Genomic DNA, 24531 nt, shown 5'->3' with positions numbered 1-24531 from the left:
TCCTCGGCGCGAGGCGGCCACCCGGCCGCGTCAGTCCTTGTCCTTGTCCTTGCCCTTGCCCTTCCCCCTCTTCTTCCCGTCGTCGTCGTCATCGTCGTCATCGTCGTCGTCGTCGTCGTCATCGTCGTCGATGTCGTCGTCGGACTCCACCGGCTCCTGCTCGCCGAGCAGACCGAGGTGTGCTTCGACCTCGTCCGCCGCGGCCAGCACCTCCTCGAGGCGTCCCTCCTCGAGCTCGCCGTCCTCGTGCAGGTCGCGGGCCCTGGCACGCAGGCTGTCCAGCTCACCCGACGCCCTCTCGGCATCCCCGACCTCCGCGGCGTCCCAGGTCGCGTCGACCAGCGCCACGAGCTCGGTGCTGGCCTCCTCGCTGATGGCCGCCGATCCGCAGCCGGCGAGGAGGAAGCCCGCGAGGAGCAGCGACCACGACGCCGGGTGCGGCCTCACGGCTGCACCGTCTCGTGGAGCGTCTCGAGCGCGTCCTCGAGCTCGGCCGGGAGCTCGACCTCGCGTCCGTCGGGTCCGGTGACCTCCTCGGGTGCGTCCGGCCCGGCGACGAGCACCCAGGCCGCGAGGAAGCTGACCACCCCGATCGCCACGTAGGGCGCCAGTCGTCGGCCACCGGTGTGCCAGCGACCTCCGCGATCGCCGACCGGGCCGCGGGCCGTGACGGTCGGGGTGTCCTGCTCGATCACGGTCGTCGTCCCGGCGCCGTCGGCGGCCAGCTCCAGGGTCCGCGTCCTGTCAGGCGCCCCGTCGATGTCCGCCAGGGCAGCCACGACCTCGTTCGCGGTCGGCCGCTGGTCGGGACGCCGCGCGGTGAGGCCCCCGAGGAGCTGCTGCCACCCCGAGGGCAGGGTCTCGGGGATGTGAGGATCACGCGACAGTCGGGCGAGCGCCGCTTCCGTGGCCGGACCGTCGAACTCCCGCTCCCCCGTCAACGCCTCGAGCAGGACCAGCCCCAACGCGTAGAGATCGGCCCGTGGCCCCACCTCGAGGTCGCGCGTCAGCTGCTCGGGAGCGATGTAGGCCGCGGTGCCCATCGCCACACCGGTGGCGGTGACGCCCGCGACGTCGGCCAGACGTGCGATGCCGAAGTCCGCGAGTCGGGCGACCCCTCGCGCGTCGAACAGGACGTTGCCGGGTTTGACATCGCGGTGGACGACGCCCGCACCGTGGGCGTAGTGCAACGCCCCCGCGAGCTCGGCACCGATGCTCGCGACCCGTTCGGGCGCCAGCGGACCGTCGGCCACCACCTCGGACAAGGTCGGTCCGTCGATGAACGCCATCACCAGGAACGGCACCCCGTCGTGCTCACCCGCGTCGAAGAGCGGCACGATGTTGGCGTGCTGGAGCTTGGCGAGGACGGCCACCTCGGCGTCGAAGCGCTGCCGTGCGACGTCGCCCTCGGCGCGCAGGGTCTTGATCGCCACCTGCCGCTCGAGGCGTCGGTCGTGCGCGCGGTAGACATCGCCCATGCCCCCGGTCGCGACGCGCTCGGTGAGCTTCCACCGCTGCGCGACCGTGTCGCCCGCCTGCATGACCATGGACGCACGCTAACCGGTTCGGCGCCCCCTACCCTCGGTCGGCCGGCGGGTCGGCCGCCTGCTTGGCACGGCTCGGCGCGACGCGAGGGGGTTCGTCCGGCATCTTGGGGTAGACGGGCGGCCAGGGCGCGTCCATGAGCCCAGCCTCGCGGTCGCGCTCGTGCATCGCCAGCAGGGGCTCCAGCGACTGTGGCTCGTCGTACATCGGCGCCCACGGATCGCCCCGCTCGGCGACCCGCTCCGGCACGGTCGCGATCGTGAGCTCGTCGGGGTTGACGTCGTCGAGCTCGTCCCAGCCGAACGGCGTCGAGACCTGCGCTCCCGCACGTGCCCGGACACACCACGCGCCGAAGACGGTCTTGTGCGGCGCGTTCTGGTTGTAGTCGACGAAGATGCGCTCGCCCCGTTCCTCCTTCCACCACGCGGCGGTGAGCAGGTCCGGACGTCGACGTTCGAGCTCGCGGGCGACCGCCACCGCCGCGGACCTGACCTGGTAGTGGTCCCACCGCGGCGCGAGCCGCAGGTAGACGTGGATGCCCCGCTTGCCCGTCGTCTTCGGGTAGCCGATGAGTCCCACCTCCTCGAGCAGCGTGCGCAGCTCCTTCGCCGCCCCGCGGGCCGTGTCGAAGTCGGTGCCAGGCTGCGGGTCGAGGTCGATGCGCAGCTCGTCGGCGTGGTCGGGATCGTCCGCCGTCTGGGGCCACACGTGGAAGCCGAGGCAACCGAGGTTGACCGCCCAGGCGACGTGCGCGACATCCGCCGCGACCAGCGCGTCCGAGGTCGTGCCGTTGACGGTGCCGACGACCGTCGTGGTCAGCCAACCGGGCGCGTTCTTCGGCACCCGCTTCTGGAAGAACGAGCTGCCACCGGCTCCGTTCGGGTACCGCTCGAGGAGCACGGGCCGACCCCCCATCGCCGCGAAGAGTGGATCGGCCACGGCCTCGTAGTAGCGGATCAGGTCGAGCTTGGTCTCGCCCCGCTCGTCGAAGAACACCTTGTCGGGGCTGGAGACGGTCACCTCGCGCCCCGCGAGGTCCACCACCAGCCCACCGGCCTTCTTCGCGCTCGCCATGGCCGACAACCTAGGTCCTCCACTGGTCTCCTCGCAGGGTGGACCGATCGCAGGTCACGAACTCATCCCTGCTCGGCGTCATCACGGACCGCACGGAGCGCCGCGCCCATGATGTGACCGACGAACGGGCGGACGAGGGCCCAGTAGCGGGCGAACCGGCGGGTCGTGGCCGGGTCCGGTGTCGCCGTCCGGGCCTCGTAGGTCAACAGCGTGCGACCTTCTCCGTACGGCCGCAGGGAGAAGTTGGCGGCGGTACGCCCCCAGCCGGGCTCGTCGAAGGCCGCGAAGTCCGCGAGGGTCATGCCGGACACGTCGTACCAGGCGATGTCGGCCCGCCAGAACTGCCCGATGGCGCCGAACGCGAGCTCACGTCCCGGTCGCTGACCGAGTGCGAGCCAGCCCGGGAGGCCCGGGCCGTCCTCGTCGGCGAACGTCAGCTCGGTCGGCTCCACCGGTGGTGGGTACCGGCTGCCCTCGCGCCAGGCCGTCTACCGCGCGGGGAGGGTCCGGAGGGTCAACGCGGCGTCCATGAGCGGGGTGCTGACCGTCATCAGATCGAGGGCGAGGAGCGCGGCCCGCGTGGCCGGCACGTCCGCGTCCACGACCAGGCTGCGCACGAGCGTGACGTCGAAGCGTGGCAGCGCGGCGTCGATGAGCATCGCCTCGTCCGGCAGGGTGCCGTCGGTGCCGAGCGTGCCGGTGTCGGACGTGCCGGTGCGGGGCAGGGTGGGCACCATCACGGGGTCCTCTCGACGTCTCCCACGCTCCTCCCGACGGGCGGCGCCCGGTACGGGCGAAGGTCCCCTCCCACCCGACGGTGCTGGGCCGAACCTTCGCCACCGACGAGGCCCAGCGCTAGCGTCAGCGCGCCGGGCCGTGACGTCCCGACGAACCCTGAAGTACCACGCTGGGCGGCCGACCGGACGGGAGCCCGGTACGGAGAGGGGGTGAGAGGCATGGCCGCGTCCGAGACCACCGCTGCGACGGCGGTCCCGCTGCCACGCCCGCTCCAGGATCTGGTGACCACGGCCCTCGCGCGGTGGCGGGCGACCCCGGAGCCTTGGCGTGCCGCCGACGGCGAGGCGGCGAGCCTCGCCGACGCCATCGGTTCGGGCTCCCTCCACGTCGCCTACCAACCGATCCTCGCCCTGGCGACGCGGCGTCCGGTCGCGGTCGAGGCACTGATCCGGCTCGACGACCCGGGGCACCCGGCCCTCGACGGGGCGCAGAGCATCATCCGCGTCGCGGAGTACTCCGGTCTCATCGCGGCGCTCGGCACCCAGGTGCTCGTCCGGGCGTGCGCCCAGCTGGCCGCGTGGCGCCGCGACGAGCAGCTGCGCGACCTGCAGATCCACGTCAACGTCTCGCCGCACCAGCTCCGCGACGACCGGTTCGTCGAGGTCGTCGAGCGCACCCTGGAGGTCACCGGGCTGGCCTCGTCCGCGCTGGTCCTCGAGGTCACCGAGACGGCCGCCTTCGAGGGCGACGGCCTGGCCGAGGCGACGCTGACATCCCTGACCAACCTCGGGATCGAGATCTCGATCGATGACTTCGGGACCGGGTTCGCCTCCCTCGAACTGCTCGCCTCGACCCCGGCCCGGTCGATCAAGCTGGACCGCAGCTTCGTCGCCTCCGTCGGCGAGCTGTCCGACGCGCCCCGTGGTCGAGCGCTGATGGTCCAGGCGGCGATCGGGCTGGGGCACGCCCTCGGGCTGCGCGTCGTCGCCGAAGGCATCGAATCGGAGAGGCAGGCACGCACCCTGACCGCGTGGGGCTGCACCTACGGGCAGGGCTACCACTTCGCGAGGCCAGCGCGCCCGGAACAGCTCGTCCTGATGCCCCCGCCGGTTGCGACGTCCGACGCCAACACGTCGCCGGGCAGGCTCGACGGGTTGTCGGAGGAGGTCACCGAACTGGCGCTCGCCACCGCGTCGGTCCTTGCCGCGACCGCCCCGGACACCGCCGAGCTGCGTTCGGACGCCATGGCCCTCGCGGTCCTGCTCGCCGAGGCCTCCGAGCTCGACCGCCGCGAGGCCGACACCGCAGCGGTCCTGGCTTCCCTCACCGATCGACCGACGCGCCTCGTCGAACTCCTCCACCCACGGTCCGGTTCCACCCCCGCGACCGAGCTCGCACACGCCCTCGCAGCCCGCCCCTCCGTGGTGCCGGGAGCGTGCCTCGGTGCCCTCGCGTCGGCCGCCCGCGACCTGGCTCGCGCGCACGCCGACGGCCGGACCCTCGACGATGCCCTCGCGGTGCTCGAGGCCACGGTCGCGGCTGGACTCCGTCAGCGTCTCGAGGCCTGGTGGCGTGACGAACGGCCGAGCCCGTCGGTCACCGCCGAGCTCCGTGGGCTCGAGCGCCGCCTGCGCCACCGGGACGAGGCCGGCCGACGTCTCAGATCGCTCACGGCCCTGACCGAGGCGATCGGCCGCTCCGGCTCGCTCGAGGACGTGCTCGAGGTCACCGCAGAGGAGGCTCGCACGGCCCTCGGCGCAGCATCGGTGTCGATCTCGCGACTGGAACGCGACCAGGCGTGCCTCCGGACCCTCGTCAACGTCGGCGAGCTCGCGCCACAGGAACAGCGGCGTCCCACCGACGAGGTCTACGACCTCAGCGACTTCCCCGTGGCCGCCGCACGGCTGATGGACCGCGCGATCCACATCGAGCTCGCGGACGGTGGCTCCATCCACAAGAGCGAGAGGCGGTTGCTCCACAGCCTCGAGAAGGGTTCGAGCGCCGCCATCCCCATCGTCATCGGTGGCGCGACCTGGGGCGAGGTCTACGCCACGACGGCGATGGGTGACCCACCGTTCACGATGGCCGACGCCCCGTTCGTCAGCGCCATCGCCAACGTCGTAGGGCTGGCGATCCAGGGGACCGAGCAGGTTGAGCAACTGTCGCGCCTCGCCGGCGAGGACCCGCTGACCCGTCTGGCGAACCGGCGGCTCCTCGAACAGCGGCTGACGATGCTGCTGGCGGAGGCTCCGGCACGGACGGAGGTCGGGCTGCTGATGCTCGATGTCGACGGGCTGAAGGACGTCAACGACGAGTTCGGCCACGCCGAGGGTGACGCCATGCTCGTGCGCGTCGGGGACGTGCTGTCACGCACCGCGCTGACCCACCCCGGCGCGCTCGCCGCTCGGCTCGCGGGGGACGAGTTCTGCCTCGTCGTCCCCGGGGACGGCACCGGGATCGAGACGCTGGTCCAGCACATCCGCGCGCGCCTCGGCGACGGTCCGCCGCCACAGCCGCGCCTGTCGGCCGGGTTCGCCGTCGTCCGGGCCGGGGAAGCCGACCCGAGCGAGCTGCTGCGACGCGCGGACGCGGCCCAGTACCGCGCCAAACGGACGGGCGCGCCGCTGATCACCTTCGGTCCGGACGTGCCCACCCCCGGGACGTCCGATCCCGACCCCGGCGTCGCGGTACCGCGACGCCGCCGCGCGAGCCAGACCGGCGACCGCGGTGGGGCGACGATGGCTGCCGTCACCCGGTGGCGCAGCATGCTCGGGACGAGGTCGGCATCGCAACGCCTCGAGACCATCGGCGACGCCGCCGTGACGCTGCTCGATCTCAGCCGCTGGTTGCTGTCGGAGGTGCCCCCCGGCTCTCCCACGATGCACATCCGGGCGATCAACGTACGGCGGCGGTCACCCGGCGTGACGCCGTTCCCACCGCTCGACGAGCAGGTCTACGTGGTCGCCGACTTCCCGGCGACCGCCGCGGCGTTGCGCACCGGCCGCGGGTTCCACGTCCACGTGGACGACCCCAGCGCGGACCCGGCCGAACGGGCGCTGCTCGCGGAACTCGGGAACAAGTACGTCATCCTGCTCACCGAGACCGAGTCGGACGGCACCGGCTGGACGATCGAGCTGTTCGGCGACGCGGAGAGCCAACCGCTCGACGACGCGGTGGCGCTGGTCGAGGCGCTCGCATCCCGGACGCTCGGCCGCGAGGTCCGCTGCACCTCGACCTCCACCCCCTAGCTGGTCCCAGGGTCGAGCGGTAGAGCACGAGGTCATGGCCCCGAGGCCCCACGTGAGCGGCAGGTCACCGCACGACCGTCGCTGGCGCACGTTCGCGGACATCTGCGGCCTTGGACCCTTGCCGTCCACCTCCGAACGGACCATCGTTAGGGGGTCCGAGCGGGTGGGCACCACCTCGGTGTCGATCGGCTCACGAAGCGTCAGCCATGGTCGTCGTGCCGTGGTCGGCGCGGACCGGGGCAGCGGTGGAAGAGCACGAAGCGATCGTCCGGGCGGTGGTCGCGGCGGTACGCGCCGAGATCGACCACGCGGGGCGACCGCCGGCGGACGGGGAGACCCGCCACACGACTGGCGATGACCGCCGTGATCTGCCAGACATCACCTCCGAGGAGGCTCGCCGGATCCCGGGGTTGGACCGACCCCTCGACCCCGAGGGCCTGGCCGAGCTGATGGCCACGACGACCGCGCGCCTCGGGACCGGCCGAGCGGGCCCCCGGCCACGCACGACGGCGCTGCTGCGCTTCCAGGCCGACCACGCCGTGACCCAGGACGCCATCCACAGCGAGGTGAGCGAGGAACTCAAGGACCGGTTCGAGCTGTTCACGGTCCGGACCATGCCGGCTGACAAGGCCGAGTACCTGCTGCGCCCCGACCTCGGCCGACGGTTGACACCGGAGGCACGGGCCACGATCGCCGAGCGGTGCACGAAGGGGCCGCAGGTCCAGATCGTCGTCGGCGACGGGCTGTCGTCGGCCGCCATCGAGCACAACCTGCCCGCGGTCATGCCCGTCCTCGTGCAGGGGCTCACCGGTGCCGGCATCACGGTCGGGACCCCGTTCTTCGTGGAGTTCGCCCGGGTCGGGATCATCAACGAGATCAACGAGATCGTCGGCGCGGACGTGGTGGTCATCCTCATCGGGGAACGTCCCGGTCTCGGGATCGCCGACGCGATGAGCGCCTACCTCGGCTGGCAGCCGGGCCCCGGGCGGACCGACGCTCACCGCGAACTGATCTGCATGATCACCGACCACGGCGGCACCAACCCGCTCGAGGCCGGGGCCTACCTCGTCGAGCTCATCCGCAAGGTGCTCGACGCGCGCGCCAGCGGGGTGGCCCGCGACCCCGACGCCGTCCCGGCAGCCGCGACGACCTGAGAGGGGATCGACGTGCCGCACCGCGCGACGCTCCACGGTCGGTCGTACTCCTTCACGTCCGTCCGCGAGGTCCTCGCCAAGAGCAACGAGGTCAAGTCCGGCGATCAGATGCTCGGCATCGCGGCCGAGAGCGCGCTGGAACGCATCGCCGCCCGCTACGTGCTGAGCGAGCTGACCCTGGCCGAGATCCGGGCCGAGCCCACCGTCCCCTACGAGGAGGACGAGGTCACGCGGGTCGTCGAGGATGCGATCAACGACCGCATCTTCGCGGAGATCGCGGGGTGGACCCTCGGGGAGCTCCGCGAGCACCTCCTCAGCCACGACACCGACGGCGCAGCGATCCTCCGGCTCAGTCGCGCACTGACCGCGGAGACCGTCGCGGGTGTCGCCAAGCTGATGTCCAACATGGACCTGGTCTACGCCGCCAGCAAGATCCGCGTGATCGGCACCGCTGCCACGACGCTCGGGCTGCCGGGGACGTTGTCGTTCCGACTCCAGCCCAACCACCCGACGGACCGGTGGCCCGCCATCCTCGCGTCGACGATGGAGGGGCTCAGCTACGGCTCGGGTGACGCGATCATCGGCATCAACCCGGCCGAGGACACCGTCGAGAAGACGTCCGAGCTCATGGAACGCATCCACGCGTTCGTGACCGCCTGGTCCATCCCGACCCAGACCTGCATCCTGGCGCACGTCACCACCCAGATGGAGGCGGTCGAACGGGGGGCTCCCGTCTCGGTCCTGTTCCAGAGCATCGCGGGCACCGAGGACACCAACGACTCGTTCGGCGTCACCACGGCCCTGCTCGACGAGGCTCAGGAGCTCATCGCCAAGCTCGGGACGGCTCGCGGACCGAACCTCCTCTACTTCGAGACGGGACAGGGCTCGGAGATGGCGGTCGGCAGCGACCACGGCGTCGACGAGATGACGCTCGAGGCCCGGACGTACTGCTACGGCCGCCGGTGGGCACCGTTCATGGTCAACAACGTCTCGGGGTTCATCGGTCCCGAGACCCTCTACGACGGCAAGCAGATCATCCGCGCCTGCCTCGAGGACCACTTCATGGGCAAGCTCGCCGGCCTGCCGATGGGCATGGCGCCTTGCTACACCAACCACACCAACGCCGACCAGAACGACCAGGAGACGGCGACGATGCTCCTGGCGATGGCGGGGTCCTGCTACTACATGGGGATCCCGATGGGCGACGACGTGATGCTGTCGTACCAGGACACCGGCTTCCACGACGACGCCACGTTGCGCGAACTTCTGGACCGGACGCCGACGCCCCCGTTCCAGGCGTGGATGGAACAGCTCGGCCTCTGGGCCGACGGCCGGCTGACCGCTCGAGCTGGTGACCCCACGGTGTTCCTCGGGGATGCCCCGGAGGTGATGCCGGCTGGGTGACGCGTTGGAGGGAGGACGACCAGGACGCTGACCGCCGGACCGGCGGTGGAGGAGGTGGACCGTGGATATCAACGAGATCATCGTCTGGGTACTGATGATCTTCATGGTGCTCGGTGCGATCGACCGGGCCATCGGCAACAGGTACGGGCTGGGCGAGCCGTTCGAGGAGGGGTTCAACGCTCTCGGACCGCTGGCGCTGGCCATGGTCGGCGTGGTGTCGCTCGCGCCGGTACTCGCGCGGATCCTGGAACCCGTCATCGTGCCGCTGTACACGGCGGTCGGGGCGGACCCGTCCATGTTCGCGACCACGCTGCTCGCCAACGACATGGGTGGCTACCCGCTCGCCCTAGAGCTCGCCATCGACCCGGACGCCGGTCTGCTCGCCGGTCTGATCCTGGGCGCGATGATGGGCCCGACCATCGTGTTCACCATCCCCGTCGCGCTCGGCATCATCCGCGTGGAGGACCGCACCTTCCTGGCGCAGGGCGTCCTCGCCGGCATGATCACCATCCCGCTCGGTGTGCTGGTGGGTGGTCTGGTCGCCGGGTTCGACGTCCGGATGGTGCTCGCCAACCTCATCCCGATCGTGATCGCGTCCCTGCTGATCGCCTTCGGGCTCTGGCGCTTCCCCGACCGGATGACCTCCGGGTTCCTGATCTTCGGCAAGGGACTGATCGCGCTGATCTCGATCGGGCTCGCGATCGCGGTGTTCGAGTTCATGACCGAGACGCAGGTCATGCCCGCCGGGTGGGAGCTCGCCTCGCCGATGGACGGCATCGAGATCGTCGGGTTCATCGGGATGATGCTGCTCGGCGCGTTCCCGGCCGTCTACGTCATCATCAAGCTCGCCGAGAAGCCGCTGTCCAGGGTCGGCAAGGTCGTCGGCATGAACGACAAGGCCGCCGGCGGGATGGTCGCGACTCTGGCGAACAACATCCCCATGTTCCAGATCCTCAAGGAGATGGACTCGCGCGGCAAGGTGCTGAACTGCGCCTTCGCCGTGAGCGCGGCGTTCACCTTCGGTGACCACCTCGGCTTCACCGCGGCGGTCGAGCGTTCGATGATCTTCCCCATGATCGTCGGCAAGCTCGTCGCCGGGTTCTCGGCCGTCGCCGTCGCCCTCCTGTTCTTCCGCATGCGCTACCCCGCCGTCGACGGCGAGCCGGTCACCACCGTCGGCGTTACCGAGGCGGCCACCTCTCCGCGGCAGCCCGACCCGAAGCAGCCGGGGACCCCCGACCCGGCGCTCCGACCGGACCCCGTCGACCCGACCCGACCCGACCCGACCGACCCGACCACCCGCCCGTGACCACCGATGCCGGGGGGCGGCGACCTCGCCGCTCCTCCGGCGCTCGAGGGAGCGCACCATGCTGATCGCCCGCGTCGTCGGCTCGGCCGTGTCGAGCGCGAAGGACGACCGCCTGACCGGCGGCAAGCTCCTGCTGGTGCGTCCTGCCAGCCCCTCCGACGAGGTCGATGGCGACACGTTCGTCGCCGTCGACACCGTCGGCGCCGGCACCGGCGAGCTCGTGCTCGTGGTCCGTGGCAGCGCCGCCCGGTTCACGGCGCGGACCGAAGGGACACCGACCGACGCGGCCATCGTCGGGGTCATCGACTCGCTCGAGTTCGACGGCGAGGTCACCTACCGCAAGGCCTGACCGGACACGGTCCACGTGCTCCCGACCTGACAGGACGGACACCGACGATGCGGTCCACCCGCGAGATGCTCAGCGTCGGTATCGACGTGGGCACGACGACCACGCAGGTGGTCTTCTCGCGCCTGAAGCTACGCAACGCAGCGCGGGTCGGGCTCGTACCCCGGATCGAGGTCGACGCGCGTGCCGTCGAGCACGTCGGACGCGTCCACTTCACCCCGCTGCTCGGTCCGGACCGGATCGACCTGGAAGGCCTGGCCGACCTGGTCCGCGCCGAGTACGCCGCAGCGGGGATCGCGGACGACGAGGTCGAGACCGGCGCCGTCATCATCACCGGCGAGACCGCGCTGCGGAGGGACGCCGACGAGGTGCTGCGTGTCCTGTCCGGGCTCGCAGGTGACTTCGTGGTCACGGTCGCCGGTCCGAACCTCGAGGCGCAGATCGCCGGTCGCGGGTCGGGTGCGGCCGCGTGGTCGGCCGACAACTACACCACCGTCGTCAACGCCGACGTCGGCGGTGGCAGCAGCAACGTCGCCGTGTTCCGGGCCGGCCGTCACCTCGGCTCGGCGGCCATCATGGTCGGTGGGCGGGGGGTCCAGATCGACGCCGGTTCGGCGGTCGTCACGGCGATCACCTCCTCTGCCCGGTCGGTCATCGACGAGATCGGCTCGCCGCTCGAAGTGGGCCGCCCGGCGACCTTGACCGAGCTGCGCGCGCTGACCGACGCGCTCGCCGGGCTGGTGGTCGACCTCGTCGTCGACCGACCGTCGCCGCTGCTGCGGACGGTCGCGCTGAGCCCGATGCTCGAGCTCGACCTCGACGAACCGATCCTCTTCCTCTCCGGTGGCGTCGGTCGGTGCTACGCCGAGTCGCTGCCGACCGAGTCGGTGGCCGACGTGGCCTCGTTCGGGGACATCGGACCGCTGCTCGCTCGCTCGCTGCGCGACGAACCGAGGCTGCGCACGAGGTCCGTGCGCGCCGCTCCGGAGACCATCGGCGCGACGGTCATCGGTGCAGCCAGCCAGACCGTGACCCTGTCCGGGACCACGATCTGGGTCCGTGCCGACCTGCTGCCCTTGCGCGACCTCCCGGTCATCGAGCCCGACGTCCACGACGTGACCGACGACCCCGACGGCCTCGTCGACGCCATCGTGCTGGCCACCCGCAGGTGGGACGCCGAGGGGGACGGCCGCGTGGCGATCGCGGTCGACCTGCCGACCGGTCTCGAGTACGGCCAGCTCGCCACCGTGGCCACCGCGCTCGACGGCTACGCCCGACACCAGCTTCCCGACGGGGTCCCGCTCGTCGTGGTCATCCAGGAGGACTACGCCCAGGTGCTGGGCCAGACGCTGCAATCGATCCACCCGGACCTGCCGCTGATCACCATCGATCAGATCGGCCTCGGCGAGGGAGATTTCATCGACATCGGACGGCCGCTGCTCGACGGCCGAGCCGTACCCGTGTCGGTCAAGACGTTGGTGTTCACCCGGTGAGGTGCGGTCCTGGCCAAGCCGCACGCGGTGCGGAGGAGACGCGACGATGCTCCTGAGGACGAAGCTGTTCGGTGCGACCTACGAGTTCGGTTCCGTCAAGGAGGTGCTCGCGAAGGCGAACGAGGAGAAGTCGGGCGATCTGCAGGCGGGGATCGCCGCGACCACCGCGGCGGAACGTGTCGCCGCCAAGTACGTCCTCGCCGAGATGACGCTCGAGACCATCCGGGCCAACCCGGCCGTCCCCTACGAGGACGACGAGGTGACACGTGTCATCGACGACGCGGTCAACGAGACCATCTACGGCGAGATCAAGGGTTGGACGGTCGGCGACTTCCGGGAGTGGATACTGGCCGACACCACGTCGGGCGACATGATCCGCCACGTCAGCAAGGCGCTCACCGGCGAGATGGTCGCCGGGGTCACCAAGCTGATGTCCAACCTCGATCTGGTGCTCGGTGCCAAGAAGGTGCGCATCACGGCCCACTGCAACAACACCATCGGGTTGCCGGGCACCCTCGCGTCGCGCAACCAGCCCAACCACCCCACCGACGCGGTGGAGGGCATCCGGGCCAGCATCTACGAGGGCCTGTCGCTCGGCTCGGGCGACAGCGTCATCGGCATCAACCCCGCCGATGACTCGGTCGGCAGCGTCACCCGTCTGCTCGAGATGACCCAGGAGGTCATCGACAAGTGGGAGATCCCGACCCAGAACTGCCTGCTGGCCCACGTCACCACGCAGATGGACGCGCTCAAGCGGGGTGCGCCGATGGGGTTGATGTTCCAGAGCCTCGCCGGGACGCAGAAGGCCAACGTGGGCTTCGGCATCGACGTCGATCTGCTCGACGAGGCCTACGACATGGCCAAGCGGTACTGCAACACCGCGGGCCCCAACTACATGTACTTCGAGACCGGCCAGGGGACCGCGCTCTCGGCGGATGCCCACTACGACGCCGACCAGCTCGTGATGGAGGCGCGCAACTACGGGCTCGCCAAGCGCTACGACCCGTACCAGGTGAACACCGTGGTGGGCTTCATCGGCCCCGAGTACCTCTACGACGCGGTCCAGATCACCCGGGCCGGCCTCGAGGACCACTTCATGGGCAAGCTCACCGGGATCTCGATGGGCTGTGACGCGTGTTACACGAACCACGCGAGGGCGACGCAGAACGACATCGAGAACCTCGCCGTCCTGCTCAGCGCCGCCGGCTGCAACTACTTCATGGGCGTGCCCATGGGCGACGACGCGATGCTCAGCTACCAGTGCACGAGCTACCACGACGCCCCGAGCCTGCGACAGGCGCTCGACCTGCGGCCCATCCCCGAGTTCGAGGCGTGGATGGAGGGGCTCGGCCTGATGAAGGACGGCCGCCTCACGGACGCGGCCGGTGACGCCTCCTTCTTCCTCCAGCGGTAGGGATGACCATGCCGACACCAGACATCGACGCCATCGTCCGAGCCGTCGTCGCCGAGCTCCGTTCCACGCCAGGGTCGTCCGCGACGACGACCGCTCCCGGACCAGCGCCCGCGCCCACCGACGGCGAGGTCGTGATCGATCTGCCCGACCCGACCGATCCCGAAGCTCGGCATGCCCTCGGGGTCGTCGACCCGCACGACGCGGAGGGCCTGAAGAACCTGGCCGCGGCCACGACCGCCCGGCTCGGCGTCGGCCGGTCGGGCCCACGGCCCCGCACCGCGTCCCTCCTGCTCTTCCAGGCCGACCACGGCGTGACCCAGGACGCCATCTACGGCACCGTCGACGAGGCGACCAAGGAGGCCGCCGACCTGTTCACGGTCACCACCCGGGTCGCCGACCGCGCCGAGTACCTGCTCCGCCCCGACCTCGGCCGCCTGCTCTCCGACGAGGCCAGGGCGACCATCGAGGAGCGGTGCACCAAGGGTCCTCAGGTGCAGATCGTGGTCGGCGACGGGCTGTCGGCCGCAGCGATCGACAACAACCTCGGCCGCATCCTGCCGGTCATCCAACAGGGGCTGACGTCGGCCGGCATCAGCCTCGGCACCCCGTTCTTCGTCGAGAACGCCCGCGTGGGCCTGATGAACGACATCAACCGGATCATCGGCGCCGACGTGGTCATCCTGCTGATCGGCGAGCGGCCGGGCCTCGGTATCGCGGACGCGCTCAGCGCCTACATGGGCTACCAGCCCGGGGAGGGCAAGACCGATGCCGACCGGGACCTGATCTGCATGATCACCGAGCACGGGGGCACCAACCCGCTGGAGGCCGGGGCGTACGTCGTCGAGTTCGCCAAGCGGATGTTGCAGCACCGAGCCAGCGGCCAGGAACTGCGCCGCGCGACCAACGACGACGACGCCTGAGGGCGTCCCGGAACCAGGAGTGGATCACCGTGGCCGTCCTCGACCCGATCAAGCCGACGATCCTCTCGGCGCGGACCATCCCCAACGTCCACCCCGATCTGGCTGCCGAGCTGAAGCTGCGGCCTGAGCAGCGCAGCCTCGGCATGATCACCTGCGACATCGACGACTCGCTGTACGTCTCGCTGGACGAGGCGACGAAGGCCGCCGAGGTCGAGGTCGTCTACGCCAAGAGCTTCTACGCCGGTTCGGCGCACGCGTCGGGACCGCTGTCGGGCGAGATCATCGGCATCTTCGCCGGACCCGACCCCGCCGAGGTCCGTGCGGGCCTGACGGCCTGCATCGACTACGCCGAGGGGTCGGCGTGGTTCCACGCCGCCGACGAGGCCGGCGATCTCGCTTTCTTCGCCCACACCCTCTCGAGGACCGGCAGCTACCTGAGCAAAGAGGCCGACGTCCCCGAGGGGTCCCCGCTGGCCTACCTGATCGCACCACCGATCGAGGCCACGATCGCGATCGATGCGGCGCTGAAGGCCGCCGAGGTCGAGATGAAGGTGTGGTTCGAGCCGCCATCGGAGACCAACTTCTCCGGAGGGCTGCTGACCGGGACCCAGAGCGCCTGTCGGGCGGCGTGCCAGGCGTTCCAGGACGCCGTGCTGGACGTCGCCCGCGACCCCGTGAAGTTCTGACCGGATCGGAAGAGCGACCATGGCCACCGACCTCGACATCGACCTCCGGTCGACGCAGGAGGCTCGTCGCTGCGCCCTCGGGGCCAGGGAGGCCCAACGCGCCTTCCTGACCGCCGACCAGGAGACCGTCGACCGGATCTGTGACGCGATGGCGACGGCGGCCTTCGACGCGGCAGCGCGGCTCGGCCAGGCCGCCCACGACGAGACCGGCTACGGGGTCGCCGGGCACAAGCGACTGAAGGACGAGTTCGCGAGCCGTGACGTGTGGGCCTCGATCCGGGACATGCCCACCGTCGGGGTCATCCGCCGCGACGCCGAGCGCCGGCTCATCGAGATCGGCTGGCCCGTCGGGGTGCTGGCGGCGCTGAGCCCGTCGACCAACCCCACGTCCACCGCGATCTTCAAGGTGCTGATCGCCGTCAAGGCGCGCAACGGGATCGTGGTCGCGCCGCACCCGTCCGCGGTCGGGTGCACGTCCGAGGCCGTCCGGGTGATGGCCGAGGCCGGCGAGGCCGCCGGCATGCCAGCCGGCCTCGTCAGCTGTCTGACGACCGTCACCCTGCCGGGCACCCACGAGCTGATGCAGCACCACGCGACCTCGCTCATCCTGGCGACGGGTGGCTCCGGGATGGTCAAGGCCGCCCACAGCGTCGGCAAGCCCGCGCTCGGCGTCGGGCCGGGCAACGTCCCGGCCTACGTCGACCGCAGCGCCGACATCCCGCGAGCGGCCGCCGACATCGTGGCGTCCAAGGCGTTCGACCACTCCACCATCTGCGCCACCGAGCAGACCGTCGTGGCCGACCGTCCGATCGCAGCGCAGCTGCGACGTGAGATGGAGAGCAACGGCGCCCACTGGTTGGACCGCAGCCAGGCCGACATCTTCGCCGGGCGCCTGTTCCGACCCGAGGGCACGATGGACCCCCGGTACGTGGGCCGGTCCCCACAGGCACTCGGTGATCTGGCGGGGATCGACGTCCCTCCCGACGCTCGGGTCCTGGTCGCCGACCTCGACGAGGTCGGTCCCGCCCACCCGCTCAGCCGCGAGAAGCTGACCACGGTCCTCGGGTTCATCGTCGAGGACGGTTGGCGGGCGGGCTGCGAGCGGTCCATCGAGCTGCTGAAGTTCGGTGGAGACGGTCACTCGCTCGTGATCCACGCACGCGACGAGGACGTCATCCTCGCCTTCGGGCTCGAGAAGCCGGCCTTCCGGGTGGTGGTCAACACGTGGGGGACGTTCGGCGCGATCGGCGGCACGACGGGGGTCGCCCCGTCGATGACCCTGGCCCCGGGCGGGATCGGCGGCGCGGTCGTCAGCGACAACATCACCGTCCAGCACGTGCTGAACATCAAGCGGGTCGCCTACGAGACCCAGCGCCCACCCGAGGCCGCGTGGTCGTCGGCCGACCGCAGCGCCCAGGGGGACGCGCGGGGGCGGGTCGACGGCGGTGGCAGCTCCGGCGACGGGATCGACGCGGAGCTGATCGCCCGGGTGGTTCGCCGGGTCCTCGCCGAGACGGAGGGACGCTGACGTGGCCGACCTGACCCCCCACACCGACCTGACCCCCGATACCTACGCGGCCCTGACCGTGCCGCAGGTCCGTGCCCTCCTCGCCGGCGGCACCGTGACCGCCGACCAGGTGCGCGCGCTCGAGGACGCCCGCCCCGGCGGCCCTCGCAGAGGTGTGGTGGCGGCCATCGCCGCCCACGACGCACCACCGACGACCAGTGCGGAGGCGCCCGCCTCCGCATCTCCGGAACACGCACCACAGGGACGAAGGAGCACCACCATGCCGAACGTGCAGATGATCGCCCTCGGGATGATCGAGACCAGGGGTCTGGTCGGCGCGGTCGAGGCCGCGGACACCATGGTCAAGGCTGCGAACGTGACCTTGATCGGCAAGGAGCAGATCGGTGGCGGGTACGTCACCGTGATGGTCCGCGGCGACGTCGGTGCGGTGAAGGCCGCGACCGATGCCGGAGCCGCCGCAGCCGGGCGGGTCGGCGAACTCGTCAGCGTCCACGTGATCCCGCGGCCTCACGGCGACGTCGAGTCGATCCTCCCGAGCGTCGAGGCCTGACCTTGGCCGCGTCGTCGGGGCCGCCCGCGGCTCCCGACGCGGCCCCGAGCCGTGGCGCGGTGACGCGCCCCGGGGAGGTCTGCCATGGTGCAGCTCATCACCGCGGAGGACGTACGTGCCGCTGCCCGCGCCGGCGCGCGCTCGATCACGGTCGAGGAGGGCGCCATCGTCACGCCGCTCGCGCGGGACGAGGCGCAGGAACGCGAGGTGACCCTGACCCCGGCCCCGGGCGGACGGGTGGCCCCGGGCCCGCCCGTCACAGCCGATGGCACGAGGAGCACGCGCACGATCAAGCGCATCGAGACCCGCGGGCTCGAGCTGGAGGCGTTCCCCTTCCCGGTCCCACCCGCGATGGACGTCCGCCTCCGCGACGTGGTCACGGCGGCCGACGGTGCGCCGGTGGCCGCCGGGGTGATGAGCTTCCGCGAGGGCAGCTTCCCGTGGGAGCTGACCTACGACGAGGTGCAGTTCGTGCTCGAGGGGGAGCTGCACCTCGGCACCGAGGACGGCACCGTCGTCGGGCGGCCGGGTGACGTGCTGTACGTGCCCGAGGGGACGAAGCTGACCTTCGGGACCCCGTCGTGGGCCAGGTTCCTGTACGTCACCTACCCGGCGGAGTGGGGAGGTGACGCGTGACCATCCTCAGCGAGCAGGAGCTGCGGGAACGGCTCGGGACGGTGCGCCGTGGGGCCGTCGTCGAGGTCGGTCCGGGCGTCCGCCTGACGCCGGCGGCCGACGACCTGGTCCGCGCCTGGGAGCTGGAGCTGCGCGAGATCGCGCCCACCACCGTCCACGCCGGGGCGGACCAGCAGCCGGCGTGGGACGCCCCGGGGCGGTTCCCGGTCGTGTTCGAGGGTGACCCACCCGCGTGCGTCACCTGCGGCGCTCAGGTGCGCGACAAGCCGGGACACCTCACGCAACTCGACGGCCGCTTCTTCGCGCCGAAGACCGACCTGCGGGTCCGCCTGCGCGGCCGGCTGGACAGCCTGCAGGCGCTGACGCTGCTCGTGGCCGCGCGTGCCCGTGCCGAGGGATGGTCCGAGCTGGTGGGGCACCTCGGCAGCGTCGCCGCGTACTGCCGCGAACTGCTGGCGGCGGAGTACCACCTGCGGCCACCCGGCGCGCTGGTGATCGCCGGGCTCGACGAGGCGGCGCTCCACCACGCCAGCCACCACCCCGAGGAGGTGGTCGGGCTCGACCACCTGGTCCCGGACGGGTCGCACCCTGAGGTGCTCCACTGGCTGGGCCTGCTGCGCTGCCAGGTCCGCGAGACCGAGATCGTGGCGCTGGACGCGTTCCCCCCCGAGCACCACCCGGGCACGGTTGGGGGCCCGATCGCCCAGGCCGTCAACCGGCTCTCCTCCGCGGTCTACTACCTGGAGCTCCGCGCCGCCGCGGCCCACGAGACGGGAGGTCGCTGGTGAACCGTCCCGACGCCGGCCACGTCGCGCCACCGTCGCCGCCGCGGCGCCTGCTGGCGGCAGCGCACCGGGCGATGTCGGCCCGGCTCGACCACCGGCCCACCGGCCGCCTGCGCGTGGGCATCGACCTCGGGACGGCCTACGTCGTCGTCATGGTCACCGACGAGGACGGCCACCCGCTGGTCGGCGTGTCCCGTGCCGCCTCGGTGGTCCGCGACGGGGTCGTGGTCGATTTCGCCGGTGCCGTCGGACTCGTCCGCGAGCTCGTCACCGAGGTCGAGGACCGTCTCGGGGTGGGCCTCGAGACGGCGGCGACCACCTTTCCGCCGGGCGTCCCCGTCTCGGAGGTACGGGCGACCCGCTACGTGGTCGAAGCCGCCGGCCTCGAGTGCACGGGCCTGGTCGACGAACCGACCGCGGCGAACGCGGTCCTCAGCCTCCGGGACGGTGCCGTCGTCGACATCGGCGGCGGCACCACGGGGATCGCCGTGCTGCGCGACGGTGCGGTGATCCACGTCGGCGACGAGGCGACCGGCGGCACCCACGTCACCCTCGTGATCGCCGGCGCGCTCGGCCTGTCCTTCGAGGACGCGGAGGTCCACAAACTCGATCATCGCGCGCAGCGCGAGCTCCTGCCGGTGGTCCGGCCCGTCTTCGACAAGATCGCGACCATCATCGCCCGGCACATCGACCCCCACCGCGTCGAGACGGTCCACCTCGTCGGCGGCACGTCCGCCTTCCCCGGCATCGTCGACGTGGTCGCGGCCGGCATCGAGCGCGAGGTCCACCTGCCCCCGCACCCGCTGCTCGTCACCCCCCTCGGTGTCGCGCTGCACGACGTCGGCGATCAGGCCCGCTGGTCGCTCGGCAACTCGGAGGTCCACGATGGCTGAGGGGTTCGAGCTGCGCGCCTACTGCTTCCTCGACCGGATGCAGCCCCAGTACGCGTCCTTCACGGGCACCGTGACCCAGGGCGACCTGCCGGTCGAGGGCATGGCCAGCCTGTACATCGAGATGGCACCGGGCAACTGGGTCTTCCGCATGATCGACATCGCCGTCAAGGCGACCGACGCGCGACCGGGGGCGCAGATCGTCGAGCGCGAGTTCGGCATGTTCGAGATCCACTCCCTCTCGCAGGCCGACGTGCAGCGCGCCGGCGAGGTCGTCCTCGAGCAGCTCGGCGTCGCGGTCACCGATCGGGTCAAGCCCACGATCGCCTCGATGCAGGTCATCACCAACGTCAGCCCCTACCAGGCACAGCTGCTCAACCGGTTCACCCGCGGGATGATGCTGGTGTCCGGGCAGACCATGCTGGTGCTCGAGTGCGCCCCCGCTGCCTACATCAACTACGCCGCCAACGAGGCCGAGAAGGCCGCGGCGGTCAACCTCATGCACATCACCTCGGTGGGTCGTTTCGGTCGGCTGTGGATGGCCGGCACCGAGGCCGACATCCTCGCGGCGCGCGACGCCGCCGTGGACGCCATCGAGTCCCTCGACGGCCGTACCTGAGGAGGCAGACCATGCCCCGCCGCTTCATCACCGCGGACGACGTCGACCGCCTCGTCGACGCAGGAACCACCGAGCTGCGGTTCGGTGACGACACCACCGTCACCGACATCGCGCGCGAACGTGCCCGCGAACGTGGCCTGACCCTCATCCGGGACGGCGACGCGCCCCCGGCCGCCGCGTCAGGATCCGGCCCGGCGCCCACCGTCGCCGCCGCGGACCGGGGTCGCATCCGGGCCGAGGTGCGGGCCGCGGTGGTCGCGGAGCTCGGGTCGGAGCCGCCCCAGCTCGAACGCATCATCGACCGGGTGCTCGACGAACACCGCTAGCGCCTGGACGGCCCGGTCCGCGCGTCGAGCGGTCGTCAGCGGCTCCTCGTACGTGACCGCTGGCGGCCTTCCGGCAGTGGAGGACGTGGAGGAGGAGGGCGGACACTTGCCACGAGCGATCCTCCCCCGACCCGATACGGAGACCCTCCATGGCGACCAAGAGCAAGGCACGCCGGACCAAGGACCAGGTCGTCGACGTGACCGAGAAGGGTGCCGCCGGTGCTGCTGCTGCCACCCAGGAGGCAGCCGACCAGGCGACCGGTGAGGTGCGCGGCGAGGTGCGCGGCAAGCTGCTCCGCGAAGCCCCCTACGCCGCCCGGGGCCTCGGCAAGACCGTGGCGGAAGCAACCCGCGAGGTGGAGGCGGAAGCGCTGCCCGAGCGGCTGCGCCGCACCCCCGGTGCGGTGGCGTCGAAGGTGAGCCGGCTCGGTACCGACACCAAGTCGACCTACGTGGCGCTGGCCGCCCGCGGACGGGGCGAGCAGGTACGCGACGCCGGGAAGTCCGCGGCCACGGCCGCCACCGACACCGCCTCCGCGGCCCTCGGCGGGTCGGACGAGGCGTCGGACGGCACGGGCGCCAAGGCGAAGGAGCTCGGCGGCAAGGTCGTCGACTCGGTGAAGCACGCCTCCGAGGTGGCGGGCACCAAGGCCACGGAGGTGGTCGGCAAGGTCAAGCGCGTCGCGACCCGTTCCTCCGCGGGCGGGGACGAGGCGGAGCAGAGCAACGCCGATGAGGCAGGCGGGAGCGACACCACGGGGACCGCCAGCACGGCGCGTGGGAAGGCCAAGGACGCTGCTGGCCGGGTCAAGGGGGCCGCGACCCGCACCGCGACGTCGGCCCGTGGCAGGACGAAGGCGGCCGCGAAGAAGACCGGGGAGCAGGCCGAGAAGCTCGACGTCGGCACGGGTCCCCTCGAGAAGCGCACGGTCGCCCAGCTGCGGAACCGCGCCAGCGAGCTCGGCATCGAGGGTCGGACCACCATGAACAAGAAGGATCTGGCCCAAGCGATCCGCGACGCCACCTGAGCGTCGTGCACTCCAGCGGTCGCGCCCGACCCGGGAAGCAGCGCGGATCCGCGACCGTGGCCGAACGAACCCCGCCATACGGACGGGGTCACCGACCGTCGACGGTGGAACCCGAGGCCGTACGAGGCGATACTCGGCCCCGCACCACGCTGCACGCACCTGTCAGCCTCGTCCTCGAACCCTGGAGCGCTCCACATGGCCACCGATGACAGCACGTTCCGACGTCGCGTCGACGAGGTGATCGACCTGACCGAGGATCGGGCCAAGGCAGCCGCCTCCTGGGGCAAGCAGGCTGGCCAGGAGGTCGCCGAGCGCGCCCGGCGGTTCGCCGAGAGCGACGTGGTCCGCGAGGCCCCCTTCGCCGCGGTCGGCCTCGGCGACGTGGTCGCCGAAGCCGCACGGGAAACCGATGACGAGCCCCTGCCCGACCGGCTCCGCCGCGCGCCCAAGGACGTGATCTCGAAGGTGCGTGACCTCGGCGGCGACGACGTCCGCGACACCTACCTGAGCCTCGCCGAGCGGGGACGTGTGCTGCGCGGCAAGGTCGCCAGCGACCCCCGCCGCGGGGACGCCGGGCGTCACGCCTCGACGGCAGGAGACCAGGCCAAGGGCGCCGCGACCGCGGCGAAGCGAGGCGCGGAGGATGTCGCCGCCCGCACCGGTGCGGCGGCCACCGACGTGACCGGCCGGGCGAAGGCCGCGGCGAGCAGCGCGGCGAAGGCCGCCGAGAGCCGGGCGGGAACGGCCCGTTCGGCCGCGGCGAAGGCTGGCACCACCCTGGACACCGGGACCGGCCCCCTCGAGAAGCGAACCGTGGCCCAGCTTCGGGCCCGCGCCAGCGAGCTCGACATCCCGGGCCGCAGCGGCATGCAGAAGCGTGAGCTGATCGAGGCCATCCGCGACGCCACCTGATCGCCGGCCCGTCAGCGCAGTGCGCTCAGGACGGCGGCCAGGTCGGCCGGCGGACGGCACGGTCGTCCCCGGGGGTCGGTCGCGCTGGATCGGACCTCCGCCTCGGCCAGCACCTGCTCGTCGCGGCGGAGGGTCTGGTGCCACCACGACGAGGCCCGCGCGAGCTCGGCGATCCTGGTCGTGATCGTCAGGTCGTCGCCGGCGACCGCGGGCCGCTTGAACCGGATGCGGAGCTCGACCACGACCAGGTGGATGCCACGGTCCGCGAGCACCTGTGGCCCGAAGCCGAGCGACTCGAGCAGCTCGATCCGAGCGGTCTCGAAGTAGTTGGCGTAGACGCCGTGGTTGACGTGACCGTTCGGGTCGAGCTCGTGGAACCGGACGCGGATGCGGGCCGGTGGGGGCAGCTCGGCCCCCGGCTCACCGCTCACCGAGGCAGCAGCGCCATCCACGGTCACCTCCCCTCCTCCGCGACGGATGGCGCAACGGCGACGGCGTCCCCGCCGGCGTGCTTCGCCACGTACATCGCACGGTCCGCCCGAGCCACGAGCCGGTCCGTGGCCTCCCCGGGGAGCCGGACCGCGACCCCCACGGAGACCGTCGCGGGGCCGTCACGTGCGGCGGACACCGCCCGCCGGGCGACCTGCTCGGCCTCCTCGGCGGCACCCACCTCGAGGACCGTGGCGAACTCGTCACCGCCGACACGGAAGAGCTGGTCGTCTGCCCGCAGCGCCGAGGCGAGGATGGCGCTCAGTTCCCGCAGCACACGGTCGCCCTCCTGGTGGCCGAACCGGTCGTTGACCCGCTTGAACCCGTCGACATCGAGGAGCAGGACCGCCACGCCGCGTCCCCCGCGCCGCTCGGCGCACCGCGCCGCGAGCACCTCCTGGAAGGTGGCGTGGTGACCGAGCCCGGTCAACGGATCCTGGCGAGCCCGGCGTCGGAGCTGCTCGAGCGTGCGTACCGCACGGATGCTCGCCGCCGCCTGGGCACCGAGGATCTCCAGCGACGGCACGACGCTGGCATCGAGCGTCTGTGCCACCGAGGAGGCCACGAGCAAGCTCCCCAGATGGTCGCCGCTGGCCGCCAAGGGGACGACGCCGAGCGCGGCGACGCCGGCAGCACGCAGCCGACCGTGCATGGCGAGGTCGCTGGTCTCGGTGCCGTGGGCGTAGAGCGAGATCCCCGAGACCACCAACGCGTCGAGGTGGCCGAGGTCGGCGGGATCGACCGCGGTCAACGCATCTGCGAGGGGACCCGAAGCGGTCAGGACCCGTGCGCGGTGGGGCGGATCCGGTTCGATCAGGGCAGCGGTCGGCAGCCCCGAGACCTGGATCGCCGCATCGAGCACCGCAGCGTGCACGTCCGGCTCGTGCTCGAGCGCGGTCACGGCCGATGCCAGCCGCGCCACACGCTGGGCGGACGACTCCGGCGGCGGCCCCCCGAGCTCGGTGAGGCGTTCCTCGAACGCCTCACCGACCTGCTCGAGCACCGCGCGGGCGTCGTCCGGGAACCGAGCGCGGGCTTCGAGGTTGAGCACACCCGCCACTCGGCCGGCGTGACGCAGCGGTACGGAGATCTCGCGCTGCAGATCGGGCGCGGCGAACAGGAACTGGTCCTCCTGCCGGGCATCGGCGACCTCGACCGTCCGACCGCTCCGGTAGCAGCGGCCGACCATGCCGACGTCGGTGGGGATGCCGTCGAGGACCTGCCAGTAGCCACGCTGCGCTGCCAGGCGGAGGCGCCCGCCCTGCTCGAGGTAGAGGCTCGGGAAGGCGAACCCGAGACCGGTGAGGTGGGCCACAGTTGCGTCCGCCGCCTCCGCGACCGTCCGGGCGGCGCCCAGGGTCGCCCGGAGATCGGCCGGTGGCGAACTGAGCCCGCTCATGCTCCCGCCTCCTGGAGTAGGTGGGGCCGGGGGCGCCG

25 protein-coding genes are annotated in these 24531 nt (G+C 71.8%); 18 read left to right on the top strand and 7 right to left on the bottom strand.

The features are described from left to right. Nucleotides 1-30: 30 nt before the first annotated feature. The 5 genes from NITAL_RS13895 to NITAL_RS13875 form a co-directional block, all read right to left on the bottom strand. Nucleotides 31-447 carry a hypothetical protein gene (locus tag NITAL_RS13895; RefSeq protein ID WP_052666851.1) on the bottom strand — a complete coding sequence of 139 codons (417 nt, stop codon included), beginning with the start codon at nucleotides 445-447 and terminating at the stop codon, nucleotides 31-33. Continuing rightward, a complete protein-coding gene (locus NITAL_RS13890) occupies nucleotides 444-1547 on the bottom strand; it encodes a serine/threonine-protein kinase (RefSeq protein ID WP_052666850.1) in 1104 nt (367 codons plus the stop codon). Before NITAL_RS13890 ends, NITAL_RS13895 begins: the two co-directional genes overlap by 4 nt. Nucleotides 1548-1575: 28 nt before the next feature. Further along, nucleotides 1576-2619, bottom strand: coding sequence for a non-homologous end-joining DNA ligase (gene ligD / locus NITAL_RS13885; protein ID WP_157041829.1), 1044 nt, complete (start codon nucleotides 2617-2619; stop codon nucleotides 1576-1578). Nucleotides 2620-2681: 62 nt separating this feature from the next. Next, nucleotides 2682-3071: a hypothetical protein gene (locus NITAL_RS13880; RefSeq protein ID WP_052666848.1), complete on the bottom strand. Its 390-nt coding sequence runs from the start codon at nucleotides 3069-3071 to the stop codon at nucleotides 2682-2684. A 36-nt stretch (nucleotides 3072-3107) separates the two neighbouring features. Then, nucleotides 3108-3356, bottom strand: a complete 249-nt coding sequence (locus NITAL_RS13875; protein ID WP_052666847.1) for a hypothetical protein — start codon at nucleotides 3354-3356, stop codon at nucleotides 3108-3110. A 219-nt stretch (nucleotides 3357-3575) separates the two neighbouring features. Between NITAL_RS13875 and NITAL_RS13870 the strand changes: the two genes are divergently transcribed. The 18 genes from NITAL_RS13870 (at nucleotide 3576) to NITAL_RS28550 (ending at nucleotide 22605) form a co-directional block, all read left to right on the top strand. Then, nucleotides 3576-6605, top strand: a complete 3030-nt coding sequence (locus NITAL_RS13870) for an EAL domain-containing protein (RefSeq protein WP_052666846.1) — start codon at nucleotides 3576-3578, stop codon at nucleotides 6603-6605. Nucleotides 6606-6850: 245 nt separating this feature from the next. After that, entirely contained in the window at nucleotides 6851-7759 is a 909-nt protein-coding gene (gene eutC, locus NITAL_RS13865; protein ID WP_052669683.1) for an ethanolamine ammonia-lyase subunit EutC, read from the top strand. 12 nt (nucleotides 7760-7771) lie between these two features. Further along, nucleotides 7772-9163, top strand: coding sequence for an ethanolamine ammonia-lyase subunit EutB (eutB, locus tag NITAL_RS13860; RefSeq protein ID WP_052666845.1), 1392 nt, complete (start codon nucleotides 7772-7774; stop codon nucleotides 9161-9163). Nucleotides 9164-9224: 61 nt separating this feature from the next. Then, nucleotides 9225-10472 carry an ethanolamine utilization protein EutH gene (locus NITAL_RS13855; RefSeq protein WP_083441559.1) on the top strand — a complete coding sequence of 416 codons (1248 nt, stop codon included), beginning with the start codon at nucleotides 9225-9227 and terminating at the stop codon, nucleotides 10470-10472. 58 nt (nucleotides 10473-10530) lie between these two features. Next, nucleotides 10531-10821: a EutN/CcmL family microcompartment protein gene (locus NITAL_RS13850; protein WP_052666844.1), complete on the top strand. Its 291-nt coding sequence runs from the start codon at nucleotides 10531-10533 to the stop codon at nucleotides 10819-10821. Between the two features lie 47 nt (nucleotides 10822-10868). Next, a complete protein-coding gene (locus NITAL_RS13845; protein ID WP_052666843.1) occupies nucleotides 10869-12311 on the top strand; it encodes an ethanolamine ammonia-lyase reactivating factor EutA in 1443 nt (480 codons plus the stop codon). 46 nt (nucleotides 12312-12357) lie between these two features. Then, the gene (locus tag NITAL_RS13840; protein WP_052666842.1) at nucleotides 12358-13725 is read left to right on the top strand and encodes an ethanolamine ammonia-lyase subunit EutB; all 1368 of its coding nucleotides are present in this window, start codon (nucleotides 12358-12360) and stop codon (nucleotides 13723-13725) included. Nucleotides 13726-13733: 8 nt separating this feature from the next. After that, on the top strand, nucleotides 13734-14645 hold the full coding sequence (gene eutC, locus NITAL_RS13835; protein ID WP_211262406.1) for an ethanolamine ammonia-lyase subunit EutC: 912 nt from the start codon (nucleotides 13734-13736) through the stop codon (nucleotides 14643-14645). A 29-nt stretch (nucleotides 14646-14674) separates the two neighbouring features. Then, a complete protein-coding gene (eutL, locus tag NITAL_RS13830) occupies nucleotides 14675-15331 on the top strand; it encodes an ethanolamine utilization microcompartment protein EutL (protein ID WP_052666840.1) in 657 nt (218 codons plus the stop codon). Nucleotides 15332-15350: 19 nt separating this feature from the next. Continuing rightward, entirely contained in the window at nucleotides 15351-16859 is a 1509-nt protein-coding gene (locus NITAL_RS13825; protein ID WP_052666839.1) for an aldehyde dehydrogenase family protein, read from the top strand. A 268-nt stretch (nucleotides 16860-17127) separates the two neighbouring features. Continuing rightward, entirely contained in the window at nucleotides 17128-17409 is a 282-nt protein-coding gene (gene eutM, locus NITAL_RS13820) for an ethanolamine utilization microcompartment protein EutM (RefSeq protein ID WP_245617738.1), read from the top strand. An 84-nt stretch (nucleotides 17410-17493) separates the two neighbouring features. Continuing rightward, nucleotides 17494-18045 (top strand): cupin domain-containing protein, encoded by a 552-nt coding sequence (locus NITAL_RS13815; RefSeq protein ID WP_052666838.1) that lies wholly within the window; start codon nucleotides 17494-17496, stop codon nucleotides 18043-18045. Then, on the top strand, nucleotides 18042-18833 hold the full coding sequence (locus NITAL_RS13810) for a hypothetical protein (protein WP_052666837.1): 792 nt from the start codon (nucleotides 18042-18044) through the stop codon (nucleotides 18831-18833). Before NITAL_RS13815 ends, NITAL_RS13810 begins: the two co-directional genes overlap by 4 nt. Beyond that, complete coding sequence (gene eutJ, locus NITAL_RS13805) at nucleotides 18830-19723, top strand: ethanolamine utilization protein EutJ (protein WP_211262405.1); 894 nt, start codon at nucleotides 18830-18832, stop codon at nucleotides 19721-19723. The genes NITAL_RS13810 and eutJ overlap by 4 nt, the downstream gene beginning before the upstream one ends. Beyond that, nucleotides 19716-20339, top strand: coding sequence for a hypothetical protein (locus NITAL_RS13800; protein ID WP_052666836.1), 624 nt, complete (start codon nucleotides 19716-19718; stop codon nucleotides 20337-20339). The genes eutJ and NITAL_RS13800 overlap by 8 nt, the downstream gene beginning before the upstream one ends. Nucleotides 20340-20350: 11 nt before the next feature. After that, nucleotides 20351-20665 (top strand): hypothetical protein, encoded by a 315-nt coding sequence (locus tag NITAL_RS13795; RefSeq protein WP_052666835.1) that lies wholly within the window; start codon nucleotides 20351-20353, stop codon nucleotides 20663-20665. 149 nt (nucleotides 20666-20814) lie between these two features. Continuing rightward, nucleotides 20815-21693 carry a Rho termination factor N-terminal domain-containing protein gene (locus NITAL_RS28555; RefSeq protein ID WP_052666834.1) on the top strand — a complete coding sequence of 293 codons (879 nt, stop codon included), beginning with the start codon at nucleotides 20815-20817 and terminating at the stop codon, nucleotides 21691-21693. A 195-nt stretch (nucleotides 21694-21888) separates the two neighbouring features. Next, the gene (locus tag NITAL_RS28550) at nucleotides 21889-22605 is read left to right on the top strand and encodes a Rho termination factor N-terminal domain-containing protein (protein ID WP_052666833.1); all 717 of its coding nucleotides are present in this window, start codon (nucleotides 21889-21891) and stop codon (nucleotides 22603-22605) included. Between the two features lie 11 nt (nucleotides 22606-22616). On the opposite strand, the gene NITAL_RS13780 is transcribed toward NITAL_RS28550, so the two are convergent. Continuing rightward, nucleotides 22617-23063, bottom strand: coding sequence for an acyl-CoA thioesterase (locus tag NITAL_RS13780; RefSeq protein ID WP_052666832.1), 447 nt, complete (start codon nucleotides 23061-23063; stop codon nucleotides 22617-22619). Then, a complete protein-coding gene (locus NITAL_RS13775; RefSeq protein WP_052666831.1) occupies nucleotides 23060-24493 on the bottom strand; it encodes a sensor domain-containing diguanylate cyclase in 1434 nt (477 codons plus the stop codon). The genes NITAL_RS13780 and NITAL_RS13775 overlap by 4 nt, the downstream gene beginning before the upstream one ends. Nucleotides 24494-24531 lie beyond the last annotated feature (38 nt).

The organism is Nitriliruptor alkaliphilus DSM 45188, from assembly GCF_000969705.1.
Lineage (GTDB): Bacteria > Actinomycetota > Nitriliruptoria > Nitriliruptorales > Nitriliruptoraceae > Nitriliruptor > Nitriliruptor alkaliphilus.
This window is presented reverse-complemented; position numbering and strand designations above follow the sequence as displayed.